A 22,093-nucleotide genomic window follows, 5' to 3' on the forward strand; every position below is an offset into this window, starting at 1 on the left:
AGCCTTGATCGCGATATTCGAGGCAGACCGGATGCAGTACTTATACGACACCGCGGCCCTCTCGACGTAGAAGAGTGGCCGCTTAACGAACAGCTTTTGATGGCGATCTGATGACCTGACGGGCTTCCATCAGGCCTATCAGATATCCAGGACCAGCACAGCGCTCTTGGCGCGTGAGCAACAGGGCGTGAATTGATCGTTCGCAGCCTGTTCATCCTCTGTCATGAACATGTCCCGGTGCTCTGGCGTACCGTCCAGCACGCGGGTCAGACAGGTGCCGCAGATACCTTGCTCACAGGACATCGGAATGTCGAACCCTGCCTCCAGCAGAACGTCGAGTGCGGTACGTTCAGCGGGAACATGCAGGGTCTGTCCGGTGCTGGCAATCCTGAGGTCGAAGCTGCCATCGTTGGAGGTATCGGTGGGTGCTGCCGCAAAATATTCACGATGCAGTTGCTCCTCCGGCCAACCGTTGGCTTTGGCTGTGCTGAGAACGTACTCCATGAAGCCTGTCGGGCCGCACACGTACACGTGTACATCCGGCTCCGGCTGGCCCAGCACTTGAGTGGCGTCCAGCTTCTGCTGCGCGGGGCCATCGTCATGGTGAAAATGTACCTGACCGGCAAACGGTGAGGTGCTGATTCGCTCGACGAATGCCGTGCGATCGGCGGAGCGGGTGCAGTAATGCATCTCGAAGTCTGCGGCCATATTCGACAGACGCTCGGCCATGCACAGAATGGGCGTCACGCCGATACCGCCAGCAAACAGCAGGCTGCGTTTGGCGCCATGTGCCAGGGGAAACAGATTGCGCGGCTCGCTGATAGTGAGGTGTGTACCTTCCTTGAGCTGATGAACACCGAGCGAGCCGCCACGGGAGGCGGGGTCCTTGAGAACGGCAATCTGATAGCGATGGCGCTCGCTTGGCGGGTTGCAGAGCGAATATTGCCGAACGATGCCATCCGGCAAGTGCACATCGATATGCGAGCCGGCACTGAATTCCGGCAAGGGTGAGCCATCGACACTGGCCAGCTCGAGGCTGCAGATGTCCGTGGCTTCGGTTTTCTTCGAAACGATCAGAACGTCGATCACGATAAAGTCCTCGGCTGAGTGGCCTGCCATGCAAGCCACCTCAATAGCAGGCGCCTCTGTACGAAGGAGGCGCCAGGGGCATCAGGCGGTAGCAATCATGCCCAGCGGGGCAGCTGCGCTACGCTCGCTTTCGATGAGGCGATCCAGAATCCGGCGCGACTGTACGCCGCCCGCGTCGATGTTCAGCTTTAGCAGTTGCCGTTCGGGATAGGCCAGCAGGTTCTGTTGCTGACGTTCCAGCATTTCCAGGTCTTCGGAGAAGATCTTGCCCTGGCCTTCACGGATGGTCGCCGTCAGCGCCTCGTCTTCAGGTCTGAAATTGCGCGCCATGCCCCAGAAGTACCAGATAGAGGTCTCGGTCTCCGGTGTAATGAAATCGACCACAATGCTGGAGGCCTTGTATTTGGGATCGGCCTCGTAACCGCCATGCCCGGCATGGGCCACACCCACTTCAATCAGAACATGGCTTGGTGGCGTGAAGCGGCAGATCTGCCAGCGATCCACGGGGACGTCATCCGCCAGGTTGTTGCCGCGCAAGGCCATGCGCCAGAAGGGCGGGGCCATGATGTTTTCCATATGGCGGCTGGTGATGACGGTATCGCCTTCCACTTTCGTGATGGGTGCGGCTTCGTCGATCTCCTTCTGCCCGATGCTGCTGGCATGGACATAGGTCTCATGGGTCAGGTCCATGAGGTTGTCGATCATCAGGCGATAGTCACAGTTGATGTGATACAGGCCGCCGCCATATGCCCACTCGGGGTTGTCGGCCCATTCCAGATGATGAATCAGGGCAGGATCGGCTTTTTCGGCCTCGCCGGTCCAGACCCAGATGAAGCCGTAGCGCTCTTCGACCGGATACTGACGGATACAGGGGAAACCACGAACGCGCTGGCCTGGCATGGCAACGGTCTTGCCATCGCAGCCCATCTCTAGGCCGTGATAGCCGCATACAAGGGCGCCGTCACGTACAAAGCCCAGCGAGAGGGGGGCGCCACGGTGAGGGCAGAAATCCTCCAGGGCCGCGACCTTGCCTTCCGGACCACGGTAGAAAACGATCTTTTCACCACAAATCTGACGGCCGAGCGGTTTATCGGCGATCTCGTCAGGCGTACAGGCTACATACCACGTATTTTTCGGGAACATGGTGGGCTCCTCGCAGGGCTGTTTTGTTTTTATTGGATCCAATACTTTGCGCTATACAGATCCTGAGTCAATCTATAAGTCACTATTGGATCCATTTTTGGTGCGATTAACGGCCATTGGGTTCGACGAGCGCCGGGTTGCTCCCTGACGATAGCTGCCGCAGGTGTCGTGCCCAGCCGGAAGCTGCCTGCGCTAAGATGAATTGATTACAGCGCCGAGAGGACCTCATGAGCAAGCCAGGACAACGGGTGTTGGTCACATTACGGAAAATGATCGTGTCCGGTGAATTACCGGCCGGTGAGCGGCTGGTGGAAATTCCTACCGCCGAGCGGCTGGGAGTTTCGCGCATGCCGGTGCGTATGGCCTTTCGGACGCTGGAGCAGGAAGGATTGCTGTCCAAGAACGAAGGCCGTGGTTATACCGTGCGGACGGTGACTGGCGAAGAGATTGCAGGTGCGGTGGAAGTCCGGGGTGTATTGGAGGGGCTGGCGGCGCGACAGGCGGCAGAACGCGGTTTGGATCCAACGACTCAGGAAGCCTTGCAGCAGTGCCTTGCCACGGGAGATGTCCTGTTTGCCAAAGGTTATGTCACCGAGGAAGACATGGAGGTTTACCATGATTTCAACCGGCGCTTTCATCAGGTCATTATTGAGGCCAGCGGTAATCCTGCGATCAGTCATGCCTTGGCGCGTAACGATCACTTGCCGTTTGCCTCGGTCAGCTCGCTGGCAGTAGATCGCAACGACATGGCCCGAGAATATCGGCGCTTCAACTTTGCGCACATGCAGCACCATGCCATCGTCGATGCCCTGGTAAACAGACAGGGCGCGCGTGCAGAAGCTCTGATGCGTGAACATGCTAATGCGACGATGCGCTATGCCGATCTGTTTGGCTCCCCGCACATCGATCACGAGGGGCTCAAGGTCATTCGCGATATGTAACAGCACCTGTCCTATCCGCCTGCCCGCTCGCACCCTCATCAATTCCTGCCTAAGCTGAACGGACTTTCCGAACAAGAGAGGCCTCCATGAGTAAGATTATTCTGATTACCGGCGCCAGCCGGGGTATTGGTCGTGAAGCAGCGCGACTGGCCGGTGCACGCGGCTGGCGTGTGGGTGTGAACTACACGGCTGACGAGACGGCGGCTAATGAATGTGTGGCGCTGGTAGAGCAGGCTGGTGGCGAGGCGATTGCCATTCGTGGCGATGTGTCCGTCGAGGCAAACGTTCTGGCCATGTTCGATACCATTCAGCACAAGTTTGGCGGGCTGGACGGGCTGGTCAACAATGCCGGTATCACGGGGCAGTCCCTGCAGCTCGCCGATATGCCCATCGACCGTATGCGGCGCATGTTTGAGGTGAATATCCTGGGCGCCTTCCTGTGCGCGCGTGAGGCTGCACGGCGCATGTCTACCGAGCGAGGCGGCCGAGGCGGGGTGATCGTAAATGTGTCTTCGGTTGCCGCGCGGCTGGGTTCACCCAATGAATACGTCGATTATGCTGCGTCCAAAGGCGCAATCGACACCATGACGCTAGGGCTTTCCAAAGAGCTGGGACCGCAGGGCGTGCGCGTCAACGCGGTACGTCCTGGTCTGACCCTGACCGAGATTCATGCCAGTGGCGGCGATCCTGACCGCGGTTTGCGGCTTGGTGTCACGACGCCCATGGGCCGGTCAGGTGAGCCGCAAGAGATTGCCGCCGGAATCATCTGGTTGCTGTCGGATGAGGCCTCTTATGCCAGCGGTGCGATACTCGACATTTCTGGAGGTCGCTGAGCGAGCGGTTGAACCACTGCCGTTCGTCGTTGACGTAGTAGGTACATGGCATAACGCCGTGACCTTCTGATGGCTGGCGAAACGGAGAAAAGGCGTGACACGGACCCGGAAAATCATTGTCTGGACGCTAGGCATCCTGGTGGCGTTAATCGTCGTGATGATCGTCTTCGTCTCGACGTTCGACTGGAACCGGCTCAAGCCTACCCTCAATGACAAGGCGTCAGCCGCACTCAACCGTTCGTTCGCCATCAACGGCAATCTGGGTGTGGACTGGCGCCGCGAAACGGATCAGGGCGGCTGGCGGGCCTGGGTCCCGTGGCCGCACATCTCGGCGGAAAACATCGAGATCGGCAATCCTTCCTGGGCAAGCAACCCACGCTTCGTGCACCTGGACCGGGTACAGTTGCGGATCTCGCCTCTGGCGCTTTTGAGCAAGCAGGTCTATATCCCACGTATCGACGTGACCAAGCCGGAAGCCAACTTGCAACGCCTGGCGGATGGCCGTAATACCTGGACCTTCGACCAGGGCGACAAACAGGAAAAGGACCCAAACGAAGCATCCTCAGCCTGGACCGTGGACATCGGCACCATTGGCTTTGACGCCGGCCGCGTTGCCTATGACGATGACATCGTTCAGGCCCATGTCAAAACCACCATCACCTCACTGGATGCGCCAATTGCCTATGCCGACATCGTTGGGCAGGCCGGGACTCAGCGGCAGCGGGCCAATGTCAAGCAGACCCAGGCACTGCAATTTGGCTGGACCGTAAAGGGCCGGTACAAAGAACAACCCGTGGAGGGCAGCGGCAAGATCGGTGGGCTGCTGGCATTGCATGATCCGGACGCACCCTTTCCCATTCAGGCCGATGTCCGCGCGGGCGCCACGCACCTGAATGTCTTCGGAACGCTGACCGAACCGCTCAAGCTGGGGGCTCTGGATCTGCGGCTCAAGCTGTCCGGGCAGAGCCTGGGGCAGCTCTATCGCCTGACGGGCGTAACGCTCCCGGAAACGGCGCCGTACTCGACTGATGGACACCTTACCGTTGTCCTCAACGACCCGGCCGGGCCACGTTTCCAATACGAGGACTTTTCTGGAAAGGTAGGGCAGAGCGATCTTCATGGAGATCTGCAATATACAGGGGGCAAGCCACGGCCAAAACTGACCGGCGAACTGACCTCAAATCAGCTGCTTTTTGCTGATCTGGCGCCTCTTATCGGCGCCGACTCTGCCGAGCAGAAGCAGGCCCGCGGTGAAGAGAACAAGCAGCCTGCGGAAAAGGCGCTACCTGTCTCCGAGTTTCGTACCGAACGGTGGCGCGCCATGGATGCCGACGTGAAGTTTACCGGCCAGCGCATCGTTCAGAATGCCTCATTGCCGCTGTCTGATCTGTATCTGCATCTGAAGCTGACCGATGGCGTCCTGCTCATCGATCCACTGCGCTTTGGCGCCGCAGGCGGTGCGCTGAATAGCACGGTTCGCCTGGAAGGAGACAAGAGCCCCATGCCCGCCCGGATGGATCTGCACATACGGGGCGTCAAACTCAAGCAGCTGTTCCCTACGGTTGAAGCCATGCGTGACAGCTTTGGCGAACTCAACGGTGATGCCACCCTGACGGGAACGGGTAACTCGGTCGCAGCACTGCTGGGCAGCAGCAATGGTGAACTCAAGGTGCTGATGAATGATGGCTCCATCAGTCGTAGTCTGATGGAAATCGCTGGCCTCAATGTGGGCAACTATCTGGTCAGCCGCCTGTTTGGTGACGATGAGGTGGCGATCAATTGCGCTGCGTCGGATCTGCAGGTCACGAATGGACTGATGAAGACGCGTATCTTCGTATTCGATACGGAAAACGCTTTGATCAACATCGACGGCACCGTCAACTTTGCCAACGAGCAGATTGACCTGTCCATTGAGCCGCACAGCAAGGGCTATCGCATCTTCTCGCTCCGCTCGCCTTTGTATGTGCGGGGAACATTGAAGAATCCTTCGCCAGGCGTCAAACCCTTGCCCTTGGCTGCACGGGGCGCCGCTGCCGCACTGCTTGCCACATTTGCCGCCCCGGCTGCGGGCCTGCTGGCACTTGTGGCCCCGAGCAATAACAGTCAGGACAACCAGTGCAAAGCTCTGCTTCAGCAGATGAGAAGAGGGAACTAATCAGGCTTTACCGTTTATCTGTCAGGCCGCAACGAAGCGACCGTTCAGCGGGCGTGACAGAACAAGTGAAGGGTTATACCTCTCAAAACAGGTGTATCTCACTCAGGGAGACCGAAGCCATGAGCGATATGGGCCAGGAGTATGAAATTCACTACAAATTGCTGGGCGAGCCCCACACCGACCGCATTGCCGACCTGAACGTACCGGTCACCGATGTGGTTCGTGAGCTGGCCGTCAAGCATCTGATTGCCGTCAACGATGCACAGTATCTGCTGTTCGATCTCGAACCGGGCTTGCCTATCGTGGGCATCAGTGATGTTTCGATCCACCGACTGGATGATGGAGTAGCGCAATGATTCGCGCATTCAGGGAAAACCTGACACAGGGTTTTGCGGGTGTATTACTGCTGCTGAGTGCTGTTGTTTTGGGCGGTTGTTCCACCGCCACGGTTGTGACCCTGCAGGATGGTACCGAGTACATCACCCAGGACAAACCCAACACTAAAACTGCCGATGGTTTCTATGAATTCAAAGACGTTTCCGGCCGCCAGATTCGCGTCCGGGCTGATGACGTAGCAACGATCAAAGCCGAAGACTGATCCGTCTGAACAGGAGGCACCTATGCCACGCGGCGACAAGTCAACCTACAGCGATAAACAAAAGCGCAAGGCCGAGCACATCGAGGAAAGCTACGAAGCCAAGGGCATGTCGGAAGACCAGGCGGAGGCGCGTGCCTGGGCTACCGTCAACAAACAGTCTGGTGGCGGCAACAAGAGTGGCTCCGGCAAACAGAAAAGCGAGACGGCCAAGCGCGCCGATCGTAAGGACTCTGCTCGCCGTGCGGTCGCAACCAAGCATGGGCATTCGCCGAATTCAGGACGCTCACCCAGTCGTAGCGCGTCGACGCGCGGACGTCGCGGCAGTACATCGCTGAGTGACATGACACGTGATGAACTAATGAAGAAAGCCGCAGAGCAAGGCGTTACCGGTCGCTCGCGCATGAAGAAAGACGAGTTGATCAAGGCCCTGAGCTGACCAACCCGATTTCGAGTTACACAGACCTCTTCTGCATACCGTGGGTATGTGGTCTGTGCGGGCGCAGCTGGCGCATTAGGTGACCCTGCCCCACCTTGAGCGTATAAAAAAGCCCCAGCGCCTAATAGACGCTGGGGCTTTTTCGTCAGGGCAGAATCAATCCTGTGCCTGATTGGCTTCCGGACGGAACATGCTACCCGTCACCAGATAGCGTTCATGCCAGGAGAGGGCTTCCGGCAACAGGTGAGGCGTATGTTTGCCGTAGCTACCACTGTTGGCCCGATCGATGTAGTCCGCCAGCATGTCGCGGTAGCTGGGGTGAACGCATTTTTCCAGGATGACCTTGGCACGCTGCTTAGGACTGAGCATGCGCAGGTCAGCCAGACCCTGATCGGTCACGATGACACTGACATCGTGCTCGGTGTGATCGACGTGACTCACCATCGGCACAATCGTGGAGATCAGGCCATTTTTTGCCGTGCTCGGCGCCATAAAGACTGACAGGTAGGCATTACGGGCAAAGTCGCCTGAGCCACCGATGCCGTTCATCATCTGTGTGCCCATGAGGTGCGTGGAGTTCACGTTGCCGTAAATGTCGGCCTCGATCATTCCGTTGAGTGCGATACAGCCCAGGCGACGCACCAGCTCGGGGTGGTTGCTCACGCCTTGCTGGCGCAGGATGATTTTCTTGCGCAGCATCTCCGAGTGTTCGAGGAAACGCTCGATACCGGCCGGGCTCAGGGAGAACGAGGTAGCAGCAGCCAGGTCCATCTTGCCGCTGATCAGGAGTTCAAGCATGCCGTCCTGGATCACTTCGGTAAAAGCGGTCAAGCCCGCGAACTCGCTTTCGCCCAGCCCCTGCATGAAGGCATTGGCGATGTTGCCGACCCCGGACTGGATCGGTAGCAGGTTGGCCGGAATACGACCCTGACGCACTTCGAAGCGCAGGAAATCGATCATATGCTCGGCAATGGCCTTGGAGGCAGCATCCGGTGCCTTGAACGGGCTGTTGCGGTCTGGCGCGTCGGTCTCGACCACGGCCACTACTTTCTCCAACGGCACCTGCAAATAAGGCTCACCTACACGCTCACCCGGATGGGTCAGTGGGATAGGAGTACGGTTGGGCGGCAAGGCGGTGTCATAGAAGATGTCGTGCATACCGTCGAGCGCATCCGGCTGCCAGCGGTTCACCTCCAGAATCACGGCATCGGCCATGTCCAGCCAGGTCTTGTTGTTGCCGACCGAGGAGGAGGGCACCAGGCTGCCGTCTTCACGAATGGCGGTTACCTCCACCACGGCAATGTCAACCTTGCCGAAAAAGCCGTAGCGAACCTTTTCGGCCAGTTGCCCCAGATGAATATCCATGTAATCCAGCTGGCCGGCATTGATGCGGCTGCGCAGCTCGGGGTCGGACTGGAACGGTACACGCAACTCGATACCGTCGACGCGGGCCAGCGCACCGTCCAGTTCAGGTGCAGTGGATGCGCCCGTCAGGACACGAATACGAAACGGCTCGCCTCGGCCATGGACTTCGGTAATGTGCTGGGCCAGGGCACCAGGAACGGCCTTGGGGTAACCTGCGCCGGTAAAACCGCTCATGCCAACGGTCATGCCATGGCGAATATGGCGAGCTGCCTGCTCGGCAGACATGCGTAGGGCAGCGAACGCGGGGTGGCGGATGCGATCACTCATCAGTGGAACCTCACAGCAAGGATAGAAGCATGCCCGCTTTCCAGTCTTATCATTGTCATGACGGGGCGGAGCTGCGGGCACCGTAGACCAAAACTAACGTTAGCGCCCTAATCAATAGGTCGTATTCTGCCCCATTGATAAGCGCGCTAGAGCGGCCAATTGTCGCAGATTAGTCGATCAGTTGCCGCTGATAATCTTCTCTGAACTGCATTAGTGAGCTACGCACGACTGTTACTGCGCCGTCGATCAAGCCGCAGCGCCCGCTGCCGGGCAGTAACTCGCACAAGCTTTCCAGGGCACGCAGATCACTGTGCAGACCGCCACCGGTATCGATCCGTCGTAGCAGGCGAGACAGCTGATAAGTGCCTGTTTTACAAGGTGGACATTGCCCGCAGGACCCTGCAGCAAAGAAGTCCACATACTCGGCCACCTTGCGTACGATGCTGGTGCCTTCGGAGATCACAATCATGGCCCCGGTCCCCAGGCTGGATCCGCGTGCTTTCACAGAATCGAAATCCAGCGCTACATCAAGGTGCTGTTCGGTTAACAGTGTATTAGATGGACCGCCGGTAAAGACGGCCTTGAAGGCGCGGCCCTGCAGCATGCCGCCGCCGTGCTCGAAAATGAGCGCGCGCAGCGACGTACCCATCGGCAGTTCGTACAGCCCCGGCTTGAGCACATCGCCGGAAAGCGAGTAGAGCTTGGTACCTGCAGCGCTGCCCATACCCAGATGGCGATACCAGTCTGCACCGTGCCGCAGGATATGCGAGACGTTGGCCAGCGTCTCGGTGTTGTTGATAAGGGTAGGCTTGTTATCCACCCCGCACTCGGCCGGGTAAGGCGGCTTGCGATGGGGGAAGGGAAAGCCTCCGTCGAGGGTGGCAATAACGGCTGTTTCTTCGCCCCCAATGTACAGCCCCGAGCTTTCCACTACGCGCAGGTCAATTGGTCGACCCTGCAGAGCTGCCAGCTCCTGAAAGAGCGGCTCTGTCTGCCATTGCTGTACGGCCTGTCTCAATGACACGACGGACGCGTGCTGATGGGGGTTCACATAGAGCAGTACATGGTTGGCCCCAATGGCCGTGGCGGCAATCAGTGCACCTTCGATAACTTGATGCGGGGATTTTTCCAGCAGTACGCGATCCTTGAAGGTGCCGGGCTCATCTTCATTGCCGTTGCAGACGACGTATTTATCCAGGTATGACGGTTGCGCAGCCGCAGGTGCCCATTTGCGATGGGTAGGAAAGCCGGCACCTCCCATACCCTTTAGGCCGGCTTCTTCCAGAAGGGGGATGATGGCGTGTGGCGCGGCCAGTGCCTGACGTAATCCCTGGCCGCCGCCCTGAGCAAACCAGGCTTGCAGATTGGCTCCGACCTGGGCTGAGGGTGAGAGCAGAACAGGTGTGAAACTCATGACGGTACTCCTCAGGACGGCGTCATGCCGGCCAGCATGGCCTGAACGGCACCGGGTGCGCTGGCACGCAGGGCCACGTCGCGGCGCAGATCGAAATTGCCGTAATCAGGAAACAGACAGGGGCCGCAGACATGGGTGGGCAGCCCTGCCAATGTGATTTGCCGCTGCCAGTCGTACAGGTGATACAGACCTACCTTGGGGGCGGGTTTCGGACTGGCTGTCGCGCCTGCATGCTGCCCCGCCCGGCGGCCGAACGCGATGATTTCCAGCAAGGCATTGCCCATCATGCGGTTACGGCCGTGGATGCCACCGCTGATTTCGCCTGCGCAATACAGGCCGGGTATGGCTGTCGCGCCGTGTTCGTCGATTTCCACACCGCCGTTCTGGTAGTGCAGGGTAGGCCGTACCATCATGGGCTCGATCTTGGGATCGATTCCGCAGCGATGGGCCAGATGCCCCAGACTGACCAGTCGCTCTTCCAGGATGCCCGGACGCCTGCGCTCAAGACCGGGGGTATCCAGGAAGACGCCCAGATTACCGTCACGCTCCACCCCACGGCCCTCTGCGCACTCCTTGAGAATGGCAGCGGCCACTACATCGCGTGGTTGCAGCTCATCAACAAAGCGCCTGCCTTCACCATTGATCAGCCAGGCGCCAGCAGAGCGTGCCGCCTCGGAAATCAAGCCGCCAACCAGGTGCGAAGGCCAGGCCAGGCCGGTCGGGTGGTACTGGAACGAATCCAGCTCCCGCAGTCGAGCACCCATCCGATACGCGAGCACCAGTCCGTCTGCGGTTGCACCGTAGTGGTTGGATGTTGGGAAGTCGTTCAGGTGCAGCCGTCCCGCGCCGCCTGTCGCCAGGATTACCCGGCTGGCGCGTACCAGAATGAACCCATGCCAGTCGAGGTTGTACAGCACGGCTCCTACGCACTGGCCGCTCTCGTCGGAGAGCAGCTCCACCAGCGGGCAGCGATTCCACAGCGAGATACGGTCATCCAGCTCCACGGCCTCACGCAGGACGCGCATCAGCTCAAGGCCGGTATAGTCGCGGTAGGAAAGGATGCGGGCGCATGTTGCACCGCCGGGTTTCTTGCGTAAGAGTTTGCCACCCACTGGGCTGCCTTCGGCCAGGTCGAACAGCATGCCGCGGCTAATCAGCCAACGAATGCAATCAGGTCCCGACTCTGCCAGGCGAGCCACCAGCGTACGGTCTGCACACAGGTGGCCGGCGCGCAGGGTGTCCTCGAAGTGACGCTGCAGGCTGTCCTCTTCACCGACAGCGGCCTGGATCCCGCCTTCCGCCATGACGGTATTGCTGTCACCCAGGCGTAGCTTGGTCGCCAGGATGACGCGTCGCCCCTGTTCGGCGGCTGTCAGCGCGGCCGCACAGCCCGCACCGCCGCCTCCGATGACCAGTACTTCGGTATTGATGACCGGTGCACCTGCCAGATCGGCATCACTGATCTGCGCATTGCTCTGCAGTAGGGCGGCCAGCCGGGAGGGGCATTCATCACCGCGGTTGGCCCCGATGCTCAGGCGAGTACGAGTACCCTCCTGGTAATCCGGGTGATAGCGTTGCAACAATGGTGTTTTGTCCACTGCCGGGGGCGCCATGCCGTCGCACCGGCTCAGGTTCGCCAGGGCAAGTTCGTAGGCAATTCCGCTCATGGCCAAATCCTCAGGTGAGCTCGACGTTTGGATCGACCGGCATGACGCCCAAGTCGATCTGACGTAGTCGCAGCAGCAGGTCGGAAGGACGCAACATCACGGATGCCGTCATCCGGCGAATGTACAGCCCCAGGTGGTTGGGCGAGATGTGTTCCGGGCAGGCAATGGTGCAGAGGTTGCACATGATGCATTCATCGAACACCTTGGCTGCGCTCAAATCGCCCGACGCGGCCAGGTTTACGCCTTTCTGGACTTCAAGATGCTTGGGACAGGCACGGTCGCATCCGCCGCAGTGCCGACAGTGGCTGGCTTCGGGAAAGGCGCTGTTGATGCGATCCAGCAGGTTCCAGGTATCGTCCCAGTCGTTGGTGGTGTAGGTGTGATGGCGGTTCATCGGCAGGTGATCCAGAAAGCTGACCTGCATGCCGTCCTCCACGGCGGTTTCACAAGCCAGGGCCGTCGTGACTTCACGCGAATCCTTGCGGCGCAGCAGCACGCGGCAGGAGCCGCATACACCTTGTCCCATGCAGCCGACACCATCGGTGAGCGGCTGTCCAGAGTCGATCACCGCCTCTAGAAGCGAGCGGCTGGTTGAAGTCTCAATACTGTGGCCGTTGATGGTCACGCGGGCGCTGAGGTCTGTCATAACACCTCCCTGACAGTCAGTGCGGGCGCGGAGTACGCCTTGATCAGCGCAAGGATAGACAGGTAGCCGTCAGTGCATACTGACCTGGCTCAATAGGCGGAGGAATGGCTGGGTGACCGACGAAAGGCCACCCGGGCGGTGCTACGGTCAGGACGGCCGTAGCACCGGTGACGCTTAGTGCCCGTGCTGATCAGGCTCCGAGGGAGCGTTACCTGTCACGCGACGTACGACGCGACCGATGGTCAGGCCCTGCATGAGGATGGAGAACAACACCAGTATATAGGTGATGGTCAGGATCAGGTCCCGTTCCGGCCCTGCCGGTAGCGACAGGGCCAGCGCCACTGAAATCCCACCCCGCAGTGCGCCCCAGGTCAGAATGCCCATGGTGCCCTTGGCCATGTGTCGCCAGTGCGGCGTCAGCATCACGACCGGTGTCACGCTAATCCAGCGGATAAGCAGGATGGCCAGGGTAAAGGCCACAGCGGCGGCCAGGTGCAGTCCTGTCACAGGCAGTAGCAAGAGCTCCATGCCGATGAGCACGAACAGCATGGCGTTGAGGATCTCGTCGATCAGCTCCCAGAAGCCGTCCACATAGCGGCGTGTGGTATCGGACATCGCTTTTTCACGGCCACGATTGCCGATGAACAGGCCGGCCACGACCATCGCAATCGGACCGGATACATGCAGGTGGGGAGCCACGGCAGCGCCGCCAATAACCAGCGCAAGCGTCAGGAGTACCTCGATCTGGTACTGATCGATGCTTTTGAGCATCCGGTAGGTGACATAGCCGATCACCGAGCCGAACAGGATGCCGCCCAAGGCTTCCTCGACAAACAGCATGACGGCGTGCCCGGCGGAGGGTGTCTCGCCGGAGGCGAGAATGCCGAGCAGCACGGTAAACACCACAACGGCAACGCCGTCATTGAACAGGGACTCACCCACGATGGTGATTTCCAATGACTTTGGCGCCTTGGCTGAACGCAGGATTCCAAGAACGGCAATCGGGTCGGTTGGAGAAATCAGCGCGCCAAACAGCAGGCAATACACCAGGTCTACATGCCAGCCCAGCAAGGGAAAGACGTAATAGGCCGTTCCGCCGATCAGGGCGGTAGAAACGAGAACGCCCAGGGTAGCCAGAAGGCCGATCGGCCAGCGGTAGCTGCGAAGATCCTGAACATTGACGTGCAAGGCACCGGCAAACAACAGGAATGACAACATCCAGTTCATCAATAGTTCGTTGAAGTCGATTCTCTGGATCAGCTGTTCAATGGTTTCCTCCAGCATGGGAAACCCCAGCGCCGACGCAATTTGCAGCAGCACACTGAACACCAGTGCAATCACCATGACGCCGATCGTGGGCGGCAGACCGACGAACCGGTAGTTCACATAAGTGAGCAGCGCAGTAAAACAGATAAAGGCAGCGGCGAGTTCAAGCATTGAACATCCTTTCAGTACAGCGATAGAAAGTAGAGGCCATGATGGCCATTAGGTAATTCTCATTAAGAACACCTATAGACGCGGAAAGTTACAGTTTTTTAGGGCAACGGCTGCGGACAGAAGTCACAACGGTAGCCAAGGCCATGAGGGTGCCTGGATCATCTTGTTGATATGTCCGTCTCGCTGGAAAGCGGATATCAAGCGTGCAGAGTCTGGAAAAGCCTTAACCTTTGGCTTATAAACAGGTCACTATCAGGTCTGCCAATTCAAGGAATTCCCATGACGTTCGGCTACTGGTGCATCCTATTCGCCTACCTCATTCCCTATGGCGCCGCGGCGTACGCAAAATTTACCGGCAGTGGCTTTACGCCGGACAACAACCGGCATCCACGTGATTTCCTTGCCAAGCTGGAAGGGCCCCAGGCGCGTGCCAACGCAGCGCAGCAGAATGCGTTTGAAATTACACCGCTGTTTGCCGCTGCCGTGATCGTGGCGCATGTCACCGGAGGTGCGGCTCAGGGAACGATCAATTTCCTGGCGCTCCTGTTCGTGGTCAGCCGTATCATTTATACCTGGCTGTATATCAAGGACCGTGCAACCCAGCGCTCCAAGGTATGGGCCCTCGGCATGCTGTGTATTGTTTTTCTTTTCTTCGCTGCGGTCTGATTTGCGTCGACTGATCAATCGCCAAAACAAAAGGCCGGCATGTTTCCATGCCGGCCTTTTGGTCAGTGATCGCCGCCTGCAGGAGCGGGGCCCTTGGCGCCGAAAGGTGGCTTGGCCAGCCAGATGATCAGGAACAGTCCCATGAACATCCAGCCGAGCAGCGTGAAATAATCAATGGTGGACAGCATATAGGCCTGACTTTCGACCACGCGATCGAGCTGGGCGTACGTGGCGTGAGAAGGGCCCCCCAGCATCGAAATGTAGTCCCGTGTCGCTGGGTCGTACACCGTTACCTGCTCGGTCAGCTGAGCATGGTGGAACGTGGCGCGGCGTGCCCAGATCCAGGTCGTCAGTGACGACGCGAAACTACCGCCCAGTACCCGTAAAAATGTCGCAAGCCCGGAGCCGTCCGCAATGTCTTTAGGCGGCAGGCTGGACAACAGAATGCTGGTTGTAGGCATGAAAAACAGCGCAATTCCCAGCCCCATGAACATTTGCACTTCAGCGATATGGCGATAATCAACCTCAGTATTGAACGTGGCACGCATGAAGCACGAGGCACCGATCACCAGGAAGGAACCCCCTGCAAGCAGGCGCAGGTCTGTCTTATGGGCGAACCGGCCAACCAGCGGCGACAGAAACACAGGCAAAAATCCCATTGGCGCAGCGGCAAGACCCGCCCAGACCGGCGTATAACCCAACTGAGTTTGCAGCCATTGGGGCAGAAGCAGGTTGATGCCAAAGAAGCCTGAATAGCCCAGTACCAGGGCCAGCGTTCCGAATGTGAAGTTACGGTATTTGAACAGCCTCAGGTTCACGATGGGATGCTTGTCGGTCAGCTCCCAGATTACACAGGCTATCAACGCGATGACGGCAATCAAGCTGCCAATGACAATGAAGTTTGATTCGAACCAGTCCAGGTCATTGCCTTTATCCAGTACAACCTGCAGCGCACCGACACCGATTACCAGAAGCGTCAGGCCCACATAGTCGATCGGCTGCCGAATGATCTGCTCCGGCTTTTTGCCCAGCTGTGCCCAAACCACCAGGGTGGCAAAGATACCGATGGGAACGTTGATAAAGAAAATCCAGGGCCAGGTGTAGTTATCCGTGATCCAGCCACCGGCAATCGGGCCGATGATGGGAGCCACCACCGTGACCATGGCCAGGAGCGCCAGGGCCATCCCTCGCTTGGCAGCCGGAAAGATTGATAGCAGCAGCGTCTGGGCCATGGGATATAGCGGCCCGGCCACGAACCCTTGCAGCGCCCGGAAAAATACCAGTTGTGGCATCGATTGCGCGATGCCACACAGGAACGAAGTGATAACAAATAGCACCACCGCAGCAAGGAACAGCTTTACCTCACCGAAGCGACGTGCCATCCAGCCGGTCAGGGGCAGGGCAATCGCGTTGCTGACAGCAAACGATGTGATGACCCATGTACCCTGCTCGGAGCTTACGCCCAGATTGCCTGAAATCGTGGTCAGGGCCACGTTGGCAATGGTGGTATCCAGCACCTGCATGAAGGTGGCCAGCGACAGGCCGACCGTGGCGAGCACCAGGCTCGCCGGGCGGAATGCAGAATCGCTCATGTGATCTCCGATTAGCGCTTGGCTACATCACGGGAGGCCGGGCCGTTCTCGTGGATCAGACGCTCGATCAGGCGATCGGCATCCTCCAGCTGGCGGGTATAGACGTCGGTAGCATAACGGGGCTGGGCCAGCGGCTTCTGTGCCAGTACCGGGCCGTCCAGATCATGCAGGTCGACGTCGACGTTCATCGACAGGCCAATGCGCAGCGGGTGCTTTTCCAGCGTATCCTGATCCAGGCGAATCCGCACAGGTAGGCGCTGCACGATCTTGATCCAGTTGCCGCTGGCATTCTGGGCGGGCAGCAAGGAGAACGCGCTGCCGGTGCCGACCCCCAGGCTCTCTACCGTACCGTGATACTTCACATCCTCACCGTACAGGTCGGAATGAATTTCAACCGGTTGACCGATACGCATGTCGCTGAGCTGGGTTTCCTTGAAGTTGGCGTCGATCCAGATCTGATCCAGTGGCACCACGGCCATCAGCGCTGTACCCGGCTGTACGCGGCTGCCAACCTGGACCGAGCGCTGGGCTACATAGCCTGTCACCGGTGCGATGATGGTGCTGCGGGCATTGTTCAGATAGGCCTGACGCAGCTGGGCGGCGGCGGCTTTCACATCGGGATGGGACGCGATCACCGTATCGTCTACCAGTGCACGGCTGGTACTGAGTTGTTGCTCGGCGCTGGTCAGTGCATTTTCGGCTGCGTTCAGCGTATCACGGGCGTGGGACAGTTCTTCCTGCGAGATCGCACCGCCGCGTGCCAGATCCTGACGACGCTTGTAGTCAGATCGTGCACGTTCCAGTTCGACCTTGCGTGAAGCTACCTGAGCCTTGTAGCTGTCCACGTTGCTGTACAGGCCGCGGACCTGACGAACCGTCTTGGCCAGATTGGCCTCAGCGCTCTGCAGCGCGACCTCGGTGTCGCTCGGGTCGAACTTCACCAGGACCTGACCCTCATGCACCAAGTCACCATCGTCAGCGGTAATGCTGACAACCGTACCGGTCACCTGCGGCATGATCTGGACAACGTTGCCGCTCACATAGGCATCATCGGTGCCCTCATGAAAGCGGCCATAGAGTGTGTGATAGAAGTAAGCGCCCACTGCTCCCAGGATGACGAGCAGAAGCAGGAGCAAAAGAAAGAACTTGCGCTTGCCGGATTTAGGCTTGCTGTTCTCGTTAGTGGCGGTTTGTGCGTTTGATTCAGCCATGTCTTACGTCTCAGCGATCCGAAGTTACACGTGGGCCCGGTTGCAGAGCCGGTGTGTCAGAAGAGGGTTCAAAGCCACCACCTAGCGCCTGCATCAGCAGGACGGAGGTATCAATACGCTCCGTCGCGAGGCTGGCCAGTTGGCGGTCTGCCTGAAGCAGTTGTTGCTCGACACTCAGCGCATCGAGATAACTGCCGATACCGGCGCCGTAACGCTGCATCGCGATGTCGAAAGACGCCTGAGCAATGTCGCGGGCACGCTGCTGTTCCTGAATCTGCTGATTCAGCGAGCGCAGCCGGGAAATGCTGTCGCCGATATCACCAAGGGCATTGACCAGCGTCTGGTTGTACTGGGCGACAGCCAGGTCGTAATCGGCGTTGCGGCTGGCCAGGTCGGCCCGGCGGCGACCACCGTCAAAGATCGGCAGCGAGAGGGCAGGACCGATATTGAAGAAGCGGCTGGGTGCTCCAAACAGGGCGTCGCCCAGCAGGGCATCGGTACCGGCCGCGGCGACCAGGTTGAGGTTTGGATAGAAATTGGTCCGGCTTGAATCAATGTCCTGCGAAGCGGCCTCCACACGCCAGCGTGCGGCTACCAGGTCGGGACGACGACCGATCAGCTCGGCGGGCAGCTGACTGGGCAGGGCGATTGTCTTCGGAGCAATCAGTTGTGGACGACCAATGCTGGCACCCCGGTCAGGACCTTTACCCAACAGGACGGCCAGACGGATCTGCGCACTTTCTACAGACTGCTTGGCAGCAGTGAGCTGCGCCTCCGAGGCGGCCTCCAGGCTCTGGGTCTGTTGCAGCTGGAACTCACTGTCCAGGCCCGCCGAGACACGCCGCTGGGCAAGATCGAGCATGCCGCGGGTACGCTTGAGGTCTTGTTCGGCCAGGTCGAGCATGACGTAAGCCTGGCCTAATTGGTTGTAGGCGCGTGTAACGTTGGCGGCCACGGTCAGCTCAGCGGCCTTGCGGTCTACCTCGCTGGCGCGGGCGCGGCCCAAAGCGGCTTCCCAGGCGGCACGTTGGCCACCCCAGAGGTCGAAGGTATAACTGCCATTAACGGATAGCTCGCGCAGCGTGCTATAGCGCCCGCCCTGGCCGGTCGGATCATCGCGACGTGACAGCCGGGAGCGGGTTATCGAGGCGTTGCCATCGAGCGTCGGCTGGCGATCGGCGTTTGCAGCAATCACTGCTGCATTGGCCTGGCGGGAGCGGGCATCGGCCACTTGGAGGTCCGGGCTCGATTGCAGCGCTTCACGGATGAGGCTGTCGAGTTGGCGATCTCCCAAGGTGTTCCACCAGTCGCTTTTCGGCCAGGCAGCCGGTGACAGGGCAGAACCCGCAACGGTCTGCTCGCTGTGCAGGCTCGCTGCGTCAAGCGCCCGGCCGTCTGTATGCAGGCCTGTAGGTGACGCGCAACCCGACAGCACCAAGGCAATGGCCAGGGCTGAGAGAGGGTATTTAAGGCACATGGCGTTATTGTTCTCCTTCATTGGCCGGGACCAGGCCGGCCGGAACCAATATCTTCTTGAGCAGGCGCTCCAGCTCATCGATCTCGGAATGGGTCAGCTCGCCGGTCAGGTCGTTCATGGCGTCAGCTGCAATCTGCGGGATCCGTTTGCTCAAGCTGTGGCCTTGCTCGGTGAGCTCGAGGCGAACCTGCCGTCTATCGGTGGTGCTGCGCACCCGAGCAATCAGGTCTTTGCTTTCCAGCCGGTCGATCATGCGGGTCATGGCGCCACTGTCGAGGGACAGGCAACGGCACAGCTCTGCAGGCGTATCCGCCGTATTGCGTGCCAGCATCAGCAACACCTTGAACTGGGCAGCCGTGATGTCATAAGTGACAAGGTGCTTGTCCAGCAAGCGATCCTTGAGCGAATTGACCAAGTGGATCAGATGGCCGAGCGAGTAACGCAGCGAAAAATTATCTGGTTTGAAACGTGTCATGGCAGTATCTGCCCAGGCAGCTAAGTCTGAGTAGAATACTGCCTAGGCAGCTATCTGTTTAGCAACATTTTGCAAAAGTCTCTGTTGCTAAGAGCGCAACAATGATTAGAAGTGCCTGAGAGGAAGAACAGTGAAAACGAAAAGGCCGGGCAGTCGATGCGATGCCCGGCCTTTGGCGTTACTAGAAAAGGGTCAGCCCTGCCAGTTGCAATAGCAGCCTACCGACAAGGTATTGGTCGACCGTACGCTGCGCCCTGACACGAGCGCTTCGAGAATAGGCTCGATAAAGCTGTTACCAGCTGTACAGATCATGCCCTCGCTATAGGGGCCGACATAAGCCAGCTTGCCAGCATTATCCCAGATGGCCACGGCTGGGCTGGCGGGCAGCGTATCGGCTCCAGGAATCGTCGATAGGGCCTTCAGACGTCCATCCAGCATGGACGGCAGCTTTCCTTCGCTCCCTGGTTTCTGCACGCTGTAGAACTCGACGCCCCGATCACCAAAGCGCGCCGTCAGGTTACGCAGGTGCGCCTGGTTGCCTTCGTTGCATGGGCAGTCCGGGTCCCAGAAGTGCACCAGCCGGATCGGTCCCGGGCCCGCAAGCTCGGGCGGGAGTTGTAGATGACTGCCATCAAAAAAGGCGGTCTGCTCGGCAAACGACCGTAGATAGCGCAGCTCGAACCACCAGTAGGCAGCACCCGAACCAGCAATGACAAGGATGGTGAATAGGCAGAGCAGAATAGTGAATCGACGAGAGGGCATGGCGTGACTGTTAATGCAAAAGAAGACATAGCTTGCCACGCCAGGGCGTGAAGCAGAACATGATTAAGTGTCCAAGCTTTACATGGGCAGGCCTCTCTTTTTAGTGTGACGACCATGACCACGCCGTTTCATCCAGAACAACTGCGACCGCTATTGGCGGAGCTGTCCCTCGATCCTGGCGAGTCTGGCCCGGCTATCCTGGCGTATCAGTCCTTTTATGGACTCGACATGAGCCAGCAGCACCCAGGCGTTCAGGCTCGCCTGGGCTGCATGCGCGTGGCTGATTACGAGATCGCCGTGCAAGGGTGGTGGCATGACCAGCCGCGGGCCACGCTTCTGGTGCTCCATGGCTATTACGACCACATGGGGTTGTATCGCCATGCGATCGACTGGGCGCTGTCGATGAATTTCGCCGTGCTGTCTTGCGACCTGCCGGGGCACGGGTTATCCAGCGGTCCGCGCGCAAGTATCGATGATTTTGCCGAGTATCAAGCGGTATTAAAGGCTCTGCTCGATCAGGCCAGACGCCTTGATCTGCCGCAACCCTGGCATATGCTGGGGCAGAGCACGGGAGGTGCGATCGTACTGGACCATCTGTTGAACGGGCAGCCCGGTGCGGAGATAGGCGAAGCGATTCTGCTGGCGCCGCTGGTTCGCCCCTGCAGCTGGAAGATGTCACATCTGACCTACCGGCTGGTTGGTCCCTTTGTCCGAGCATTGCCCAGGCGGTTTTCGGCCAACTCCGGTGACGAAGCGTTTCTTACCTTTCTACAGCATCATGATCTGCTGCAACCGCGCGAGCTGCCCAGTCGCTGGGTAGGAGCGTTAGCCCGCTGGATTCCACGTATTGAAAAGGCTTCGCCCAGTCTGCATCGGCCCATCATCATCCAGGGTGAGCAGGACTTCACTGTGGATTGGCGACACAATCTGCAGGTGCTGGAACAGAAGTTCGACAAGCCAGAGGTGCTGCGCCTGCCTGAAGCGCGGCACCATCTGGTCAACGAAACCGAAGCGTTACGCCAGCGCTACTTTGATTTTCTAAGGGAGCGGCTGACGTAGAGGAAGGGTTTAGTTGCTGCCTGAGCCAAGGCCTGCTCGCAGCGCGGCCAGGGCGGCCTGGTAATAGCGATGGCCCTCAGGCGAGCTGGCAAAGTCGGCAAACTGGGTCAGCTCGGTGTCGGAAAGGGTGCGATAAACGTAGAGCAACGTGTTTTCCAAGTCGCCATTGTTCATCTGCTGCATGATGCGCTCGCGTTGCTGGCCGATCATGCCCTGAGCCTGACCTATCAGGCCAGGGAGCATCTGGCTCAGGCTGTCAGCCGCCAGACCTGCCAACGCCATGCTGACTTCCGCGCCGGCTTCACGAGCTGGAATCACGGCCGCGATTCGTTTGATCTGTGTCTGACGGGCTGCGCTGGCCTGGATCGTGGGCAGGCCACCCGAGCTGCGGGCGATCTGATCGCTACGGGTGGCGCTGACCTCCGCCGCGACGACCTTCTGGCCTACAGGCGATTGGAAAAACTGCAAGGCAGGATTGGTCTCCGGCAGCGACTGGCGCAGCTGATTAATGGCACGCTGATCGATGGCATCGGCCGAGAAGCGGCGGTTACTGTTATCCACCAGCGTCTGGTACAACGCTGGCGGTAGGCTGTTCTGGTAGCGCTGCTGTGCCGCTTGCAGCGCATCGCGGAAGTGGCTGCGCTGTTCGGGCCAGCCCGCGGTCTGGTAAAGGGTTTGATAATTATCGGCCAGCGCGGGAAGACCGATGGCGAGTAGCAGACCAGCAATAAAAACGCGCATGAACTCTCCTGCAAGGGCATGCCTTGAGCTGCAGCATGCCAGAAAAAAGACAGTATTCT

The 22,093-nt window shown here is 59.1% G+C and carries 21 protein-coding genes; 8 read left to right on the forward strand and 13 right to left on the reverse strand.

Annotated elements, in window-relative coordinates:
* Positions 1-138 precede the first annotated feature (138 nt).
* On the reverse strand, positions 139-1,089 hold the full coding sequence (locus tag HMPREF1487_RS12180) for a PDR/VanB family oxidoreductase (RefSeq protein WP_037030731.1): 951 nt from the start codon (positions 1,087-1,089) through the stop codon (positions 139-141).
* Between the two features lie 81 nt (positions 1,090-1,170).
* Positions 1,171-2,232 carry an aromatic ring-hydroxylating dioxygenase subunit alpha gene (locus HMPREF1487_RS12185; protein WP_010796952.1) on the reverse strand — a complete coding sequence of 354 codons (1,062 nt, stop codon included), beginning with the start codon at positions 2,230-2,232 and terminating at the stop codon, positions 1,171-1,173.
* A 227-nt stretch (positions 2,233-2,459) separates the two neighbouring features.
* Between HMPREF1487_RS12185 and HMPREF1487_RS12190 the strand changes: the two genes are divergently transcribed.
* From HMPREF1487_RS12190 to HMPREF1487_RS12215, 6 genes are all read left to right on the forward strand, one after another.
* A complete protein-coding gene (locus HMPREF1487_RS12190; protein WP_010796953.1) occupies positions 2,460-3,173 on the forward strand; it encodes a GntR family transcriptional regulator in 714 nt (237 codons plus the stop codon).
* Positions 3,174-3,259: 86 nt separating this feature from the next.
* Positions 3,260-4,006, forward strand: a complete 747-nt coding sequence (locus HMPREF1487_RS12195) for an SDR family oxidoreductase (RefSeq protein WP_010796954.1) — start codon at positions 3,260-3,262, stop codon at positions 4,004-4,006.
* A 94-nt stretch (positions 4,007-4,100) separates the two neighbouring features.
* Complete coding sequence (locus HMPREF1487_RS12200) at positions 4,101-6,161, forward strand: AsmA family protein (RefSeq protein ID WP_010796956.1); 2,061 nt, start codon at positions 4,101-4,103, stop codon at positions 6,159-6,161.
* A gap of 119 nt (positions 6,162-6,280) precedes the next feature.
* Entirely contained in the window at positions 6,281-6,517 is a 237-nt protein-coding gene (locus HMPREF1487_RS12205; RefSeq protein WP_010796957.1) for a hypothetical protein, read from the forward strand.
* Positions 6,514-6,759, forward strand: coding sequence for a YgdI/YgdR family lipoprotein (locus HMPREF1487_RS12210; protein ID WP_010796958.1), 246 nt, complete (start codon positions 6,514-6,516; stop codon positions 6,757-6,759). The genes HMPREF1487_RS12205 and HMPREF1487_RS12210 overlap by 4 nt, the downstream gene beginning before the upstream one ends.
* Positions 6,760-6,781: 22 nt before the next feature.
* On the forward strand, positions 6,782-7,195 hold the full coding sequence (locus HMPREF1487_RS12215; RefSeq protein ID WP_010796959.1) for a Rho termination factor N-terminal domain-containing protein: 414 nt from the start codon (positions 6,782-6,784) through the stop codon (positions 7,193-7,195).
* Positions 7,196-7,351: 156 nt separating this feature from the next.
* Here HMPREF1487_RS12215 and HMPREF1487_RS12220 read toward each other — a convergent pair whose 3' ends face one another.
* The 5 genes from HMPREF1487_RS12220 to HMPREF1487_RS12240 form a co-directional block, all read right to left on the reverse strand.
* Positions 7,352-8,887, reverse strand: a complete 1,536-nt coding sequence (locus tag HMPREF1487_RS12220; RefSeq protein ID WP_010796960.1) for an acetyl-CoA hydrolase/transferase family protein — start codon at positions 8,885-8,887, stop codon at positions 7,352-7,354.
* Between the two features lie 169 nt (positions 8,888-9,056).
* On the reverse strand, positions 9,057-10,301 hold the full coding sequence (locus HMPREF1487_RS12225; protein ID WP_010796961.1) for a complex I 51 kDa subunit family protein: 1,245 nt from the start codon (positions 10,299-10,301) through the stop codon (positions 9,057-9,059).
* Positions 10,302-10,312: 11 nt separating this feature from the next.
* Entirely contained in the window at positions 10,313-11,968 is a 1,656-nt protein-coding gene (locus tag HMPREF1487_RS12230) for an FAD-binding protein (protein WP_010796962.1), read from the reverse strand.
* A 10-nt stretch (positions 11,969-11,978) separates the two neighbouring features.
* Positions 11,979-12,614, reverse strand: coding sequence for a 4Fe-4S dicluster domain-containing protein (locus tag HMPREF1487_RS12235; RefSeq protein ID WP_010796963.1), 636 nt, complete (start codon positions 12,612-12,614; stop codon positions 11,979-11,981).
* Positions 12,615-12,788: 174 nt separating this feature from the next.
* The gene (locus HMPREF1487_RS12240; RefSeq protein WP_010796964.1) at positions 12,789-14,051 is read right to left on the reverse strand and encodes a cation:proton antiporter; all 1,263 of its coding nucleotides are present in this window, start codon (positions 14,049-14,051) and stop codon (positions 12,789-12,791) included.
* A gap of 279 nt (positions 14,052-14,330) precedes the next feature.
* Here HMPREF1487_RS12240 and HMPREF1487_RS12245 point away from each other — a divergent pair, with 279 nt between their 5' ends.
* Positions 14,331-14,717 carry an MAPEG family protein gene (locus tag HMPREF1487_RS12245; RefSeq protein ID WP_010796965.1) on the forward strand — a complete coding sequence of 129 codons (387 nt, stop codon included), beginning with the start codon at positions 14,331-14,333 and terminating at the stop codon, positions 14,715-14,717.
* A gap of 62 nt (positions 14,718-14,779) precedes the next feature.
* Here the strand turns inward: HMPREF1487_RS12245 and HMPREF1487_RS12250 are convergent, their stop codons facing one another.
* The 5 genes from HMPREF1487_RS12250 to HMPREF1487_RS12270 form a co-directional block, all read right to left on the reverse strand.
* Positions 14,780-16,309: a DHA2 family efflux MFS transporter permease subunit gene (locus HMPREF1487_RS12250; RefSeq protein WP_010796966.1), complete on the reverse strand. Its 1,530-nt coding sequence runs from the start codon at positions 16,307-16,309 to the stop codon at positions 14,780-14,782.
* Positions 16,310-16,320: 11 nt separating this feature from the next.
* Entirely contained in the window at positions 16,321-17,520 is a 1,200-nt protein-coding gene (locus tag HMPREF1487_RS12255; RefSeq protein ID WP_010796967.1) for an HlyD/EmrA/EmrK family protein, read from the reverse strand.
* A 10-nt stretch (positions 17,521-17,530) separates the two neighbouring features.
* Positions 17,531-18,997, reverse strand: coding sequence for an efflux transporter outer membrane subunit (locus tag HMPREF1487_RS12260; protein ID WP_010796968.1), 1,467 nt, complete (start codon positions 18,995-18,997; stop codon positions 17,531-17,533).
* A gap of 4 nt (positions 18,998-19,001) precedes the next feature.
* Positions 19,002-19,472, reverse strand: a complete 471-nt coding sequence (locus HMPREF1487_RS12265) for a MarR family transcriptional regulator (protein WP_010796969.1) — start codon at positions 19,470-19,472, stop codon at positions 19,002-19,004.
* A gap of 192 nt (positions 19,473-19,664) precedes the next feature.
* Positions 19,665-20,234, reverse strand: coding sequence for a DUF6436 domain-containing protein (locus HMPREF1487_RS12270; RefSeq protein ID WP_010796970.1), 570 nt, complete (start codon positions 20,232-20,234; stop codon positions 19,665-19,667).
* Positions 20,235-20,348: 114 nt separating this feature from the next.
* Here HMPREF1487_RS12270 and HMPREF1487_RS12275 point away from each other — a divergent pair, with 114 nt between their 5' ends.
* A complete protein-coding gene (locus HMPREF1487_RS12275; RefSeq protein WP_010796971.1) occupies positions 20,349-21,293 on the forward strand; it encodes a phospholipase BipL in 945 nt (314 codons plus the stop codon).
* A 9-nt stretch (positions 21,294-21,302) separates the two neighbouring features.
* Here HMPREF1487_RS12275 and HMPREF1487_RS12280 read toward each other — a convergent pair whose 3' ends face one another.
* On the reverse strand, positions 21,303-22,034 hold the full coding sequence (locus HMPREF1487_RS12280) for a DUF2059 domain-containing protein (protein ID WP_010796972.1): 732 nt from the start codon (positions 22,032-22,034) through the stop codon (positions 21,303-21,305).
* Positions 22,035-22,093: the final 59 nt, after the last annotated feature.

It is taken from the genome of Pseudomonas sp. HPB0071 (genome assembly GCF_000478505.2).
Taxonomy (GTDB): Bacteria; Pseudomonadota; Gammaproteobacteria; order Pseudomonadales; family Pseudomonadaceae; genus Chryseomonas; species Chryseomonas luteola.

Coding starts and splice junctions, on each gene's coding strand:
- HMPREF1487_RS12215 (WP_010796959.1), top strand. CDS start 6,782: ATGCCACGCGGCGACAAGTCAACCTACAGCGATAAACAAAAGCGCAAG.
- HMPREF1487_RS12230 (WP_010796962.1), bottom strand. CDS start 11,968: ATGAGCGGAATTGCCTACGAACTTGCCCTGGCGAACCTGAGCCGGTGC.
- HMPREF1487_RS12255 (WP_010796967.1), bottom strand. CDS start 17,520: ATGGCTGAATCAAACGCACAAACCGCCACTAACGAGAACAGCAAGCCT.
- HMPREF1487_RS12225 (WP_010796961.1), bottom strand. CDS start 10,301: ATGAGTTTCACACCTGTTCTGCTCTCACCCTCAGCCCAGGTCGGAGCC.
- HMPREF1487_RS12205 (WP_010796957.1), top strand. CDS start 6,281: ATGAGCGATATGGGCCAGGAGTATGAAATTCACTACAAATTGCTGGGC.
- HMPREF1487_RS12275 (WP_010796971.1), top strand. CDS start 20,349: ATGACCACGCCGTTTCATCCAGAACAACTGCGACCGCTATTGGCGGAG.
- HMPREF1487_RS12210 (WP_010796958.1), top strand. CDS start 6,514: ATGATTCGCGCATTCAGGGAAAACCTGACACAGGGTTTTGCGGGTGTA.
- HMPREF1487_RS12220 (WP_010796960.1), bottom strand. CDS start 8,887: ATGAGTGATCGCATCCGCCACCCCGCGTTCGCTGCCCTACGCATGTCT.
- HMPREF1487_RS12195 (WP_010796954.1), top strand. CDS start 3,260: ATGAGTAAGATTATTCTGATTACCGGCGCCAGCCGGGGTATTGGTCGT.
- HMPREF1487_RS12270 (WP_010796970.1), bottom strand. CDS start 20,234: ATGCCCTCTCGTCGATTCACTATTCTGCTCTGCCTATTCACCATCCTT.
- HMPREF1487_RS12280 (WP_010796972.1), bottom strand. CDS start 22,034: ATGCGCGTTTTTATTGCTGGTCTGCTACTCGCCATCGGTCTTCCCGCG.
- HMPREF1487_RS12185 (WP_010796952.1), bottom strand. CDS start 2,232: ATGTTCCCGAAAAATACGTGGTATGTAGCCTGTACGCCTGACGAGATC.
- HMPREF1487_RS12250 (WP_010796966.1), bottom strand. CDS start 16,309: ATGAGCGATTCTGCATTCCGCCCGGCGAGCCTGGTGCTCGCCACGGTC.
- HMPREF1487_RS12245 (WP_010796965.1), top strand. CDS start 14,331: ATGACGTTCGGCTACTGGTGCATCCTATTCGCCTACCTCATTCCCTAT.
- HMPREF1487_RS12190 (WP_010796953.1), top strand. CDS start 2,460: ATGAGCAAGCCAGGACAACGGGTGTTGGTCACATTACGGAAAATGATC.
- HMPREF1487_RS12265 (WP_010796969.1), bottom strand. CDS start 19,472: ATGACACGTTTCAAACCAGATAATTTTTCGCTGCGTTACTCGCTCGGC.
- HMPREF1487_RS12240 (WP_010796964.1), bottom strand. CDS start 14,051: ATGCTTGAACTCGCCGCTGCCTTTATCTGTTTTACTGCGCTGCTCACT.
- HMPREF1487_RS12260 (WP_010796968.1), bottom strand. CDS start 18,997: ATGTGCCTTAAATACCCTCTCTCAGCCCTGGCCATTGCCTTGGTGCTG.
- HMPREF1487_RS12235 (WP_010796963.1), bottom strand. CDS start 12,614: ATGACAGACCTCAGCGCCCGCGTGACCATCAACGGCCACAGTATTGAG.